This is a genomic window from Burkholderia pseudomultivorans (assembly GCF_001718415.1).
GTDB classification, from domain to species: Bacteria; Pseudomonadota; Gammaproteobacteria; order Burkholderiales; family Burkholderiaceae; genus Burkholderia; species Burkholderia pseudomultivorans_A.
The window spans coordinates 2,072,273-2,084,840 of record NZ_CP013377.1; the positions used below are offsets into that span (position 1 = coordinate 2,072,273).

Annotated in this window: 10 protein-coding genes; 3 read left to right on the plus strand and 7 right to left on the minus strand. The window is 67.2% G+C overall.

Translation table 11 applies throughout. The annotated features are described in order from the left end of the window. Window positions 1–19: 19 nt before the first annotated feature. Window positions 20–2,212, minus strand: coding sequence for a hypothetical protein (locus tag WS57_RS08780; RefSeq protein ID WP_069244060.1), 2,193 nt, complete (start codon window positions 2,210–2,212; stop codon window positions 20–22). Between the two features lie 483 nt (window positions 2,213–2,695). Between WS57_RS08780 and WS57_RS08785 the strand changes: the two genes are divergently transcribed. Genes WS57_RS08785 through WS57_RS08795 form a run of 3 tightly spaced genes read left to right on the plus strand, consistent with a single transcriptional unit; the run spans window position 2,696 to window position 5,790 of the window. Then, on the plus strand, window positions 2,696–3,766 hold the full coding sequence (locus tag WS57_RS08785) for an acyltransferase family protein (protein WP_040129820.1): 1,071 nt from the start codon (window positions 2,696–2,698) through the stop codon (window positions 3,764–3,766). Between the two features lie 31 nt (window positions 3,767–3,797). Continuing rightward, a complete protein-coding gene (gene gmd / locus WS57_RS08790) occupies window positions 3,798–4,844 on the plus strand; it encodes a GDP-mannose 4,6-dehydratase (protein WP_040129822.1) in 1,047 nt (348 codons plus the stop codon). Continuing rightward, entirely contained in the window at window positions 4,831–5,790 is a 960-nt protein-coding gene (locus tag WS57_RS08795) for an NAD-dependent epimerase/dehydratase family protein (protein ID WP_009689469.1), read from the plus strand. Before gmd ends, WS57_RS08795 begins: the two co-directional genes overlap by 14 nt. 116 nt (window positions 5,791–5,906) lie before the next feature. Here WS57_RS08795 and WS57_RS08800 read toward each other — a convergent pair whose 3' ends face one another. The 6 genes from WS57_RS08800 to accD form a co-directional block, all read right to left on the minus strand. Next, complete coding sequence (locus tag WS57_RS08800; RefSeq protein ID WP_069244061.1) at window positions 5,907–7,097, minus strand: O-succinylhomoserine sulfhydrylase; 1,191 nt, start codon at window positions 7,095–7,097, stop codon at window positions 5,907–5,909. 228 nt (window positions 7,098–7,325) lie between these two features. Beyond that, window positions 7,326–8,858 (minus strand): amidophosphoribosyltransferase, encoded by a 1,533-nt coding sequence (gene purF / locus WS57_RS08805; protein ID WP_009692370.1) that lies wholly within the window; start codon window positions 8,856–8,858, stop codon window positions 7,326–7,328. Between the two features lie 51 nt (window positions 8,859–8,909). After that, window positions 8,910–9,404 carry a CvpA family protein gene (locus WS57_RS08810; RefSeq protein ID WP_040129826.1) on the minus strand — a complete coding sequence of 165 codons (495 nt, stop codon included), beginning with the start codon at window positions 9,402–9,404 and terminating at the stop codon, window positions 8,910–8,912. A gap of 6 nt (window positions 9,405–9,410) precedes the next feature. After that, a complete protein-coding gene (locus WS57_RS08815) occupies window positions 9,411–10,241 on the minus strand; it encodes an SPOR domain-containing protein (RefSeq protein WP_059518158.1) in 831 nt (276 codons plus the stop codon). A gap of 29 nt (window positions 10,242–10,270) precedes the next feature. Further along, complete coding sequence (gene folC, locus WS57_RS08820) at window positions 10,271–11,581, minus strand: bifunctional tetrahydrofolate synthase/dihydrofolate synthase (RefSeq protein ID WP_009691549.1); 1,311 nt, start codon at window positions 11,579–11,581, stop codon at window positions 10,271–10,273. A 100-nt stretch (window positions 11,582–11,681) separates the two neighbouring features. Continuing rightward, window positions 11,682–12,554 carry an acetyl-CoA carboxylase, carboxyltransferase subunit beta gene (gene accD, locus WS57_RS08825; protein WP_009691548.1) on the minus strand — a complete coding sequence of 291 codons (873 nt, stop codon included), beginning with the start codon at window positions 12,552–12,554 and terminating at the stop codon, window positions 11,682–11,684. Between the last annotated feature and the right edge of the window lie 14 nt (window positions 12,555–12,568).

Sequence of the window (12,568 nt, forward strand, 5' to 3'; positions counted from 1 at the left end):
CCTTGTCGACGATCGCGCGTCACGGTTTCCAGCGATACATCAGCACCTTGCCGCGCGCGTCTTCCTCGACGAACACCAGGTACTCGCCGTTCTCGCGCCGGAATGCGCTGATGCCGAACGGCACGTCGACCCAGCCCGACGCCTTGCCGACTTCCGCGCCCGGGTTCATCACGCCGACCTCCTTGCCGGTTTCCTTGTCGTACACGTGGATCTTGCCGACCGGCTCCACCGTGAAGATGTAGCGGCCCTCGACCGTGATCCCGATCAGGTCGAGGATCGGCTTCGCGTCGAGCTGCCACGGCAGCGCGACCGTGTAGCGCGCCACCGGCGAGCCCGTCGACCACTTGTCGAAGCGCACCAGCACGCGGCCGACTTCCTTGTTGATGCCCGGCTGCGGCGGCGCGTCGGCCGTGTAGCCCGTCACGTACAGCGTGTCGGTCTGCGGCTCGTAGATCGCGCGGCGCAGCTGCGTGAACGGCTGCGGCATCGGATAGGTGGTGACCTTGTCGTACGCGTAGATCGGGTTGCCGGCCTTGTCGACGCCGCCGTAGCGGAACCGGTGGATGCCGCGCACGTCGCTGGTGCGCCAGATGTCGCCCTTCGTGTCGATCCACCAGCCCCAGCCGCCCGCCTTCGCCTTGCCGGTCGTGTTGATCTCGAACTCGTCGGCGTCGAGGCGGCCGTTGCCGTTCGCGTCTCGCCACATCCAGTCGCCGCCGGGCGGCTTGTTCGGCACCTTGTCGACCGGCCGCGCGCGGCCCGCGATCAGCCCGGACGGAATCGCGACCTCGCCGTCGCGCTTCGCGTCGAAGCGGTAGATCTTCAGGTGATCGGCATACATGTCGGTCAGGTACAGGAACGTGCGGCCGTCCAGCCGGCGAGCGGTCGGCATGCCGGGCCACTGGTCGGTGTGGAATACCGGATCGTCCGGATACTTGAAGCGGTTCGACAGGAAGCCGACGTATTTCCAGTCCTGCCCCGGCGGCTTCGACAGGTCGAGCTCGAAGCGCTTGTTGCCCGTGTACACGCTGTTCGGCCGCGCGGGATCGAGCCACGCGCCGTCGACGAACAGCAGCCCCTGCACCTGCCAGCGCAGCGCGCCGTCCGGCGTGTAGCTTTCGAGCACCGCGCCGAGCCCCGCGCCGATCGTGTCGTGGCGCGGCCCGATGCCGTTCATCGCGACATAGATGTTCCCGGCGCGATCGACGCCGACGCCCGTCAGCCCGTTGAAACGCTGCGGCCCCGGCCGGCCCGGCACCGGGCCCGCGAAGATGCCGCCGCGCGTGCCGAGCGTGCCCGACGGCGCGTAGCCCTTGCCGCCCTTCGAGAAAATCAGGATCTGCTGGCGCGGCCCGTTGTCGGCGATCAGCACGCGGCCCTTCGCGTCGACCGCGACGTCCACCGCGTCGGTGCCCTCCGGCAGCGCGGGCGCGTCGTCGAGCTTGCGGCCGTCCACCCGCACGTGCACCAGATGCGCGGGACCGTTCAGCGTATCGGTCAGCAGCCACAGCGTGCCGTCGCCGGCGAGCGCGATGCGCCCCGGCTCGTGCGCGCTCCACGTGCCCTTCTTCTGCATCGTCTCGGCGTCGTAGACGTCGACCTCGTCGTGCGACGGGTTGGTCGCGAACAGCGTCTTGTCGTCGGCCGCGAGGCCGCCGACTTCCGCCTTCACGTCGCCCGCTTCCGAGCGCGCCGGCGCCGGCACCTCGTTGACCATCATGAAGCTCGCGGCCATCCGCGCGCGGCCGGCATCGGCGCGCCCGCCCGGCGCGACCTGCGGCGCCGCGCGGAACGGCGCCGGCTGCTTCATGTCGCCGAGCGTGCGCCGCGAGATGCCGAACCACTGCTTGCCCTTGTCCGGCCAGATGCCGGGCGACTGCAGGTGGCCGCGCTCGTTGCCGACGCCGATCGCGACATACGCGTACTTGCTGTTGACCGCGATCGCATTGCCGCCGAGATTGCCCCAGCCGTGCGTGCCGCCCGCGAAGCCGAGCATCTTGCCGTCCTGGTAGACGCTCGCCTCGGCGCCGCTCTCGTCCCACGGCGCATTCGTATACACCTTGCCTTCGGGCGTGACCGCGATCGCGCGGATGTCGATCTGCGTCCAGCTGCCGTCGCCATAGCCGAACGTGTTGCCGATCCACGACGTCGTCGCGGGCAACACGGTTTCAGCTCGGGCGGCGCCGGCCAGCAGCGCCGTGCACACCGTCATGCCTACCAGAATCAGACGTCGCAATGCGCTTCTCCAGACTCGATACGGAAGCGGCCGGGCCGCGGCGAATGACCGCCGCACTCCCCTGTCGCTAAATGGGTTTCAAACGTCGCGATGCAGGTTACAAGCAAAAATAATCACAAGAAATTTGGAAATATTTGGGGATGTTTCTGCGTGAAATATCGAACCGGAACAAATTCCCGCCGCCACCGAAAACCGGCAATAACGACCGCATTTCTTATTTTTTATCTGTAGAAAATGCCGCTTCGGCATGCTGATGGCGGCCGGGCGGCCGTCAAGCTTTCATTTTCCGATTGGAATTTCTCGATTCGATTGTTTTCTTCCGGATAAATGACACGCGTTTTTTTGCCGATTTCTTTTCCCTAGAATCGATTTCGATTCGATATTTCAATTCAAAGGCATGCATTACGTTCACGCATCGGATGCACGACGTGCTGGCGCGCGTCGCGAAGGAGCGGCGCGATGACGGGCATCTCGCGATCCGCCGACCTCGACCTCGCCCCGCCGCAACACGGCCGCATCGTGCAGCTCGACGGGCTGCGCGCGATCGCGGTCGGCGCGGTGTTCCTGCAGCACGCGCTGAAGGCGCCGCTGTGGATGGGCGTCGACCTGTTCTTCGTGCTGAGCGGGCTGCTGATCACCGGCATCCTGCTCGATCGCAAGGCGCGCGGGCAGTCGTACTTCAGCCACTTCTATGCGCGCCGCGTGCGCCGCATCCTGCCGCCGTACGTGCTGCTGCTGGTCGTGTCGACGCTGCTGTTCGGCGCGAGCTGGCTGCCGCACTGGCCGTGGTTCGCGTTCTTCTCGACCAATATCGGGCTGTCGCTGGGCAGCATCGGCCACGACAGCCTGAACGTGCTGTGGTCGCTGGCGGTCGAGGAGCAGTTCTACATCTTCTGGCCGTTCGTCGTGCTGTGGTGCTCGGAGCGCGCGCTGCTGTGGGTCGCCGCCGCGCTGATCGTCGTCGCGCCGGTGCTGCGCGCGATCGCGACGCCGTGGTTCGACTCGTTCTGGCCGATCTACTACCTGACGCCGTTCCGGATGGACCTGCTCGCCGCCGGCGCGCTGCTCGCGATCGTGCTGCGCCGCGACCGGCGCGCGCTCGAGCCGTTCTACCCGCTCGCGATCGTCGGCGCGCTCGTGTCGCTCGCGATCCTCGGCTGGCTGCACCTGTCGTTCCCGCGCTTTCGCGCCGCCAACACGCCGCTGTCGAATGCCGCGCTCTACAGCATCTCGCTGCTGCTCTGCACGTCGGTCGTCGTGATCGCGCTGCGCGGCCGCGGCCTCGTGCAGCGCGTGCTGACGAACCCTGCGCTCGTCTACGTCGGCACCGTCAGCTACACCGTGTACCTGATCCACCTGAGCGTGCTGTACGCGCTGTGGCCGCTGCATCTGAACCGCTTCGTCACGGCCGCGCTCGCGCTGGCGATCACGCTCGCCTACGCGACGCTGAGCTGGTACGGCTTCGAACGGCGCCTGACGCGCGGCCCGGCCCGCCGCGTGCTGCCGGCCGCCGCGCGCACGACCGCCTGATTTTCTCTTTCGTTTCTACCAGGACATCACCATGAGCCAAACTCGCAAGAAGGCCATCATCACGGGGATCACGGGGCAAGACGGCGCCTACCTGACCAGACTGCTGCTCGACAAGGGCTACGAGGTCACGGGCACCTATCGCCGCACCAGCTCGGTGAATTTCTGGCGCATCGCCGAGCTCGGCGTCGACACGCACCCGAACCTGTCGCTGGTCGAGCACGACCTGACCGATGCCGGCTCGAGCCTGCGCCTGCTCGAACGCACGCAGCCCGACGAGCTCTACAACCTCGCCGCGCAAAGCTTCGTCGGCGTGTCGTTCGACCAGCCGGCGACGACCGCCGAGGTGACGGGCGTCGGCCCGCTGAACCTGCTCGAGGCGATCCGCGTGGTGAGCCCGAAAACGCGCTTCTACCAGGCGTCGACGTCCGAGATGTTCGGCAAGGTGCAGGCGATTCCGCAGACGGAAACGACCGCGTTCTACCCGCGCAGCCCGTACGGCGTCGCGAAGCTGTACGCGCACTGGATGACGGTGAACTATCGCGAGTCGTACGACCTGTTCGGCTGCAGCGGGATCCTGTTCAACCACGAATCGCCGCTGCGCGGCCGCGAGTTCGTCACGCGCAAGATCACCGACACCGTCGCGAAGATCAAGCTCGGCAAGGCGTCGCGCCTCGAACTCGGCAATCTCGACGCCAAACGCGACTGGGGCTTCGCGCTCGAGTACGTCGAAGGCATGTGGCGCATGCTGCAGGCCGACGAGCCCGACACCTACGTGCTCGCGACCAATCGCACCGAGACCGTGCGCGACTTCGTGCGGATGGCGTTCGCCGCGGCCGGCTACCAGATCGAATGGACCGGCAAGGGCGAACAGGAACGCGGCCTCGACGCATCGACCGGCAACGTGCTCGTCGAAGTGAATCCGAAGTTCTACCGCCCGGCCGAAGTCGACCTGCTGATCGGCTGCGCGGACAAGGCGAAAAGCAAGCTCGGCTGGGCGCCGAAAACGACGCTCGAACAGCTCTGCCAGATGATGGTCGAAGCGGACCTGACGCGGAACAGCCACCATGACACGTTCTGATGCCGGACGCGCGTCGCGGCGCGCGTTCGTCACCGGCCTGACGGGCTTCACGGGCCGCCATATGGCGCAACGCCTCGAAGCGGCCGGCTACGAAGTGTGGGGCACGACGGCGCCCGGCGTGCCGCGCCCCGACGATCCGGCGCTCGCGCGCTGCACGCTGCTGCCCGTCGACCTGCTCGACGCGAACGCGATGCGTGCGGCGGCAGCCGACGCGCGGCCCGACGCGGTCGTGCATCTCGCTGCGCGCGCGCACGTCGCCAACGACGAGCCGTCGCAGACCTACGCGGTCAACATCACCGGCACGCGCAACCTGCTGGCCGCGCTCGCGGGCCTCGACCGCCGCCCGTCGGCCGTGCTGCTCGCGAGCAGCGCGAACATCTACGGCAATTCGACGGCCGGCGTGCTCGACGAAACCGTCGCGCCCGCGCCCGCCAACGACTACGCGGTCAGCAAGCTCGCGATGGAATACGCGGCGAAGCTGTGGGCCGACCGGCTGCCGATCGTGATCGCGCGGCCGTTCAACTACACGGGCGTCGGCCAGAGCGAGGCGTACCTGCTGCCGAAGCTCGCCGCGCATTACGCGCGCAACGCGCCGCGCATCTCGCTCGGCAACCTCGACGTGAGCCGCGATTTCTCCGACGTGCGCGACGTGACGGCCGCGTACCTGCGGCTCGTCGAAACCGCGCCGGCGGGCGAAACGTTCAACGTCTGCTCGGAACACGCGTATTCGCTGAAGGAGGTGCTGGCGATGCTGTCGCGCATCGCCGGTTACGTGATCGACGTGAAGGTCGATCCGCGCTTCGTTCGGCATAACGAAGTGAAGCGCCTCGTCGGCTCGCGCGCCAAGCTGCGGCGCGCGGTGGGCGAGCTGCCCGTCACGCCGCTCGACGATACGCTGCGCTGGATGGTGGAGGCGATGCGCGACGAGCACGCGCACGCCGGCTGACACGGTGCGTCAGCGCGCTGCGCAGACGATATAGACTCCCCAAAAACGAACGAGCCGTTCGCGCCGGCATCATCCGGCGCGAACGGCTCGTCGCATCGATGCGGCTCGCGCCGCGCTCAGGCGTCCAGCCCGCGCGCGAGATCGTTGCGCAGGTCGCCCGCGTTTTCGAGGCCGACCGACAGGCGGATCAGCCCTTCGCCGATCCCGGCCGCGGCGCGCGCTTCCGGCGTGATGCGGCCGTGCGTCGTGGTGGCCGGGTGGGTGATCGTCGAGCGCGTATCGCCGAGGTTGCCGGTGATCGAGATCAGCTTCGTGCTGTCGATCACGCGCCATGCGTTCGCGCGCTGCTGCTCGGGCGTGTCGCCCTTCAGCTCGAACGACACGAGCGCCCCGCCCGCCTTCTGCTGCCGCTTCGCGAGCTCGTACTGCGGATGCGATTCGAGGCCCGGGTAGAACACGCGCGCGACGGCCGGATGCGAGTCGAGCCAGCGCGCGATTTCCAGCGCGTTCGCCGACTGCTTCTCGACGCGCAGCGACAGCGTCTCCATCCCCTTCAGCAGCACCCATGCGTTGAACGCCGACAGCGTCGGGCCCGCGCTGCGCACCAACGGGAACACCTTGCCCATGATGAATGCCTTCGAGCCCACCAGCGCGCCGCCCAGCACACGACCCTGGCCGTCGAGGAACTTGGTCGCCGAGTGCATCACGACATCCGCGCCGAGCTTCAGCGGCTGCTGCAGCACCGGGCTGCAGAAACAGTTGTCGACGACGAACAGCGCATTCGCGGCCTTCGCGATCTTGCCGATCGCCTCGATGTCGGCGAGTTCGGTCAGCGGGTTCGACGGCGTCTCGAGGAAGAACATCTTCGTTTCCGGACGCACGGCTTCCTGCCACGCGTTCAGGTCGGTCGGGTCGACGAAGGTCGTCGTGATCCCGAACTTGCTGAAGATCTGCGAGAACATCCCGAGCGTCGAGCCGAACAGGCTGCGCGAGCTGACGAGGTGGTCGCCCGCCTGCAGCGCGGCCATCACGACCGACATGATCGCGGCCATCCCCGACGCGGTCGCGATGCACGCCTCGCCGCCCTCGAGCGCCGCGAGACGCTCCTGGAACATCGTGACGGTCGGGTTCGTGAAGCGCGAATAGGTGAAGTAGTCTTCCGAGTTCGCGAAGCGCTCGGCCGCTTCGGCCGCGCTCTTGAAGCAGAAGCTCGACGTGAGGAACAGCGCTTCCGAATGCTCGTTGAAGTCGCTGCGCAGCGTGCCCGCGCGCACGGCGAGCGTGTCGAAGTTGAGGGAGTCGTCCATGTCCGTTTTCCGTATTCGATGGCCGCGCGTGCGCGCGAGCCAGGCCAAACAAAAAGCCCGCCATGCGTATGCATCGGCGGGCTTCGTGCGGTACGACAGCTCGACTCGGGCCGGCTGCCGCCGGCCTTCGCTTTAGCTGTTTGGGGTATTCGCCCCGCGTCCGCAAGCTGAAATCAAATCGACGCAAGCCCACATGCTAGCACGCTTCGGCAAACGCGTGCGCCGCGGTCATTCGACCGACAACTGCAGGTTCATCTGCGAGCGTGCGGTATCGCTCGCCGTGTCGCGGTCGGCCTGCGATGCGGGCGTCAGGCGCGCGCGCTCGATCGCATCGAGATACTCGGGCGTCACGTCGCCGGTGATGTAGTTGCCGTCGAAGCACGACGCCTCGAAGCGCTCGAGCTTCGGGTTGATGTCGCGCACCGCGCGGCGCAGATCGTCGACGTCCTGATAGATCAGATGGTCGGCGCCGATGATCTTCGCGACTTCCTCGTCGCTGCGGCCGTGCGCGACGAGCTCGCCGCGCGTCGGCATGTCGATGCCGTACACGTTCGGGAATTTCACGGGCGGCGCCGCCGACGCGAAGATCACCGACTTCGCGCCCGCATCGCGCGCCATCTGCACGATTTCGTGCGACGTCGTGCCGCGCACGATCGAATCGTCGACGATCAGCACGTTCTTGTCCTTGAACTCGATGCTCATCGCGTTGAGCTTCTGGCGCACCGACTTCTTGCGCACGGCCTGCCCTGGCATGATGAACGTGCGGCCGACGTAGCGGTTCTTGAAGAAGCCCTCGCGATACTCGACGCCGAGCTTCGCGGCGACCTGCATCGCGGCCGGGCGCGACGAGTCGGGAATCGGCATCACGACGTCGATCGGCACGTTCGGCAGCTCGCGCTTGATCTTCTCCGCGAGATAGTCGCCCATGCGCAGACGGACGTTGTAGACCGGCACGCCGTCGAGGCACGAGTCCGGACGCGCGAGATACACGTACTCGAACATGCACGGATTCAGCGTCGGGTTGTCCGCGCACTGCTGGCTGTGGAAGTTGCCGGCCTGGTCGATGAAGATCGCCTCGCCCGGCAGCACGTCGCGCACGAACTCGAAGCCGATGCCTTCGACCGCGACCGACTCCGACGCAACCATCCATTCGGTGCCGTTCTCGGTCTCGAGCTTGCCGATGCAGAGCGGGCGGATGCCGAACGGATCGCGGAATGCGAGCAGGCCGTAGCCGGCGATCAGCGACACGATCGCATACGAGCCCTGCAGGCGGCGATGCACGCCCGCGACCGCCTTGAACACCGCGGCCGGATCGAGCTCGAGGCCCGTCGTCGACAGCTGCAGCTCGTGCGCGAACACGTTGAGCAGCACTTCGCTGTCGGAATTGGTGTTGATGTGCCGGCGGTCGATCCGGAACATCTCGTCCTTCAGTTGCTGCCAGTTCGTCAGGTTGCCGTTGTGCGCAAGGATGATCCCGAACGGCGCGTTCACGTAGAACGGCTGCGCCTCGGCTTCGCTCGACGCCGAACCGGCCGTCGGGTAGCGGACCTGGCCGATGCCGAAGGTGCCGGGCAGGCTGCGCATGTTGCGCGTGCGGAACACGTCGCGCACCATGCCGTTCGCCTTGTACATGTGGAAATTGCTGCCGTCCGCGGTCGCGATGCCGGCTGCGTCCTGACCGCGATGCTGCAGCAGCAGCAGGCTGTCATAGATCAGCTGATTGACCGGGGATTGGGAGATAACGCCTACGATGCCGCACATGGCATGTCCTTCAGAATGACAAAATCGGTTCCGTCCTGCCCGTACGCGCGATCACACGCGCACGTACTGGGCCATGCCGTCGGGCAGGAGCTGCTTCAGCTCGTGCACGCCCTGCTCGGCAATCGGACGCAATAGCGCATTGCGCCAGAAATCCTGTTTGGGCAGCTCGGTCAGCCCGGCCGCCGCGACCAGCAGCACCACCAGCACGCAGCCGCGCACGAGCCCGAACATCATGCCCAGCGAGCGGTCGACGCCGCCGAGGCCGGTGGCCTGCGCGATCCGCGACAGCAGCGCATTCGCGACGCCGGCGACGAACACGACGCCGATCACGATCAGCGCGAATGCGATCACCCACTGCGTCAGCGCGCCGCCCGGCCAGTTCGCCGGAATATACGGCACGAGCAGACCGACGTAGCGGCCCGCAATCACGATCGCCGCGATCCAGCCGATCAGCCCGAAAATCTCCGACACGAAGCCGCGCCACGCGCCGCGCAGCGCCGACAACGCGATCACCGCCAATACAGCGTAGTCGAAAGCCGTCAGCATTGCGCGTTACTGGGTCAGCCCGGCTTCGCGCACCTTCGCGATCGCCTCGGACGCTGCCGCGCGATCCGCGAACGGACCCGCACGCAACAGTGTAGCCGTGCTGCCATCCGCCTGCTTGCGACGCTCGACATATGCGGGTACGCCCGCCGATTTCAACTTCGCGGCCCACGAACGGGCCGTCGCATCGTCCTTGAACGAGCCGAGCTGCACCGCGAAGCGCGCGCCGGCCGGCGACGACGGCGACGATGCGTCGCGCGTGTCGGCACCGGACGCATCGGCGTTCGCAACCGGCGCGGGCGCCGGCTTCGGTGCGGCCGGCTTCGGCGCGGCCGGCTTCGCGGCGGGCGCAGCCGGCGGCGGCGCCACGCTTGCCGTGGTCGTCGTATCAGGTTTCGCTGCGGTCCGGGCCGTATCCTTCGGCGCGGGCGCGGCGGCAACCGCCGCATCCGACGCCGGCGGCTCGTCGTGCGCGACGCCGGCCTGCACGTCGGACACATCGTCGTCGCGCGGTGCGGCCGCCTGGTGCGCGGGCCGGTTCGGGATATCGATCGCGATATCGTCCGTCACCGGCTTCGGATGCGAGTCGAGCACCATCGGCAGCACGATGACGGCGGCCACGACGAGCGCGATCGCGCCGACGAGGCGACGGCGTGCGCGTTGCTTTTCTGGAAGGGTCGGATCGAGGAGCAGTGCATCCGATTCCGGACGCTCGGTACGGCGCGAGCGTCGCTCGACGCGTTCAGTGCGCTCGGTGCGCACGTTCCGGGAGGCCCCGGTACGACCGCCGCGCCGCACCGGCGCGTCGTCGTCTTTCTTGCCGAACGAGAAAATTCCCATGAATGGCTGAGTCCGAAACTGCTCGTCAGTCAGTGTTGCTGCGATTTACGGTAGGCCATCACGCCGGCCACCGTATGGAAACTGCCGAAAACCACGATTCTATCATTCTCGGATGCTCTTTTTAGTGCATCGCGAAACGCTTCGGCGGGAGACGCGTAGCGCGTCACGCTCGAATCGGGCCCGTTCCCGACGCCGGCCTTGTGCAGCGCAGCTTCGAGCTGCTCGGCGCTGGCCGCGCGCGGCAGCGGCAGGTCCGTCACGCACCAGTGGTCGATCTCGCCCTTCAGGTGCCGCAGCACGCCGTCGATGTCCTTGTCGTGCATGGCGCCGAACACCGCGTAGGTGTACGGGAAGAAGCCCATGTTGCCGAGATTCTGCGCGAGCACGGCCGCCGCATGCGGATTGTGCGCGACGTCGAGCACGATCGCCGGCTTGCCGGGCAGCACCTGGAAGCGCCCCGGCAATTCGACGTTTGCGAGCCCGAGCCGGATGTCCTGTGCGGACACCGGCAGTTGCGCGCGCAGCGACTCGAGCGCGGCCAGCGCGGCCGACGCATTGATCAGCTGGTTCGCGCCGCGCAGCGCCGGATACGCGAGCGCCGGATAGCGCTTGTCGCGGCCGAGGTAGCTCCACTGCTGGCGCTCGGTGCCCGGCTGCGCCTCGTAGCGGAAATCGCGGCCGACGAGCCACAGGTCGGCGCCGATCGCGGCCGCATGGTCGACCAGCGTCTGCGGCACGGCGGGGTCGCCGCAGATGGCCGGCTTGCCCGCGCGAAAGATCCCGGCCTTCTCGAACGCGATCTTCTCGCGCGTGTCGCCGAGATACTCGGTGTGGTCGATGTCGATGCTCGTGACGATCGCGCAGTCGGTATCGATGATGTTGACCGCATCGAGCCGGCCGCCGAGGCCGACTTCGAGGATCACCGCGTCGAGCCCGCGCGACGCGAACAGGTGCAGGATCGCGAGCGTCGTGAATTCGAAGTACGTGAGCGACACCGGCTCGGGCAGCGACGTGCGCGCGGCTTCGACGGCCTCGAAATGCGGCAGCAGTTCGGCATCGCTCACGGCCTGCCCGTTCACGCGCGCGCGCTCGTTGAATTCGAGCAGGTGCGGCGACGTGTGGCAGCCGACCTTGTAGCCGGCGCGCACGAGGATCGCCTCGAGGAACGCGCAGGTCGAGCCCTTGCCGTTGGTGCCGCCGACCGTGATGACGGGGCACGCGAATTCGAGTTGCAGCGCCGCCTTGACCTGCCCGATGCGGGTGAGGCCCATGTCGATGCCGACCGGGTGCGCGCGTTCGAGATGCGAAAGCCACGCGTCGAGGGTGGGAAAAGTGCTCATCGGATCAAATCTGGATCGGGATCGCCACTACGCCAAAAAACGAAGCGCGCCGCCCGACGGTTCAGCCAGGCGACGCGCGAAGGTCACGAGCTTGCGCCGGTCAAGCCAGCGCGTCGGCCGGCTGTCGCTGCAGCAGCGCGAGCAGTTGCGCGATCTCGTCGCGCATCTTGCGGCGGTCGACGATCATGTCGATCGCGCCCGTCTTCAGCAGGAACTCGGCGCGCTGGAAGCCTTCCGGCAGCTTCTCGCGCACCGTCTGCTCGATCACGCGCGGGCCGGCAAAGCCGATCAGCGCCTTCGGCTCGGCGATCACGACGTCGCCGAGGAACGCGAAGCTCGCCGACACGCCGCCCATCGTCGGGTCGGTCAGCACCGAAATGAACGGCAGCTTGGCTTCGGCCAGCTTGGTCAGCATCGCGGTGGTCTTCGCCATCTGCATCAGCGACAGCAGGCTTTCCTGCATCCGCGCCCCGCCCGAAGCCGTGAAGCAGATGAACGGTACGTGCTGCTCCAGCGCGTTCTGCGCGCCGCGCGCGAAGCGCTCGCCGACCACCGAACCCATCGAGCCGCCCATGAACGAGAACTCGAAGCAGGCCGCGACGACCGGCAGCGTGTGGATCGCGCCGCCCATCACGACCATCGCGTCGGTCTCGCCCGTCTCGTCCATCGCTTCCTTCAGACGATCGGGATACTTGCGGCTGTCCTTGAACTTCAGCGAGTCGACCGGCACGATTTCCTGGCCGATTTCATAGCGGCCTTCCGGATCGAGCAGCCCGTCGAGGCGCTCGCGCGCACCGATGCGCATGTGGTGGTCGCACTTCGGGCACACGTGCAGGTTCGCGTCCACGTCGTTGCGGTACAGCACGGCCTCGCAGGACGGGCACTTAACCCACAGGCCTTCCGGAATGCCCTTGCGGCTTTTCGGGTCGGTCTGCTTGATCTTCGGCGGCAACAGTTTGTCGAGCCAGCTCATCGTATGGTTTCCTG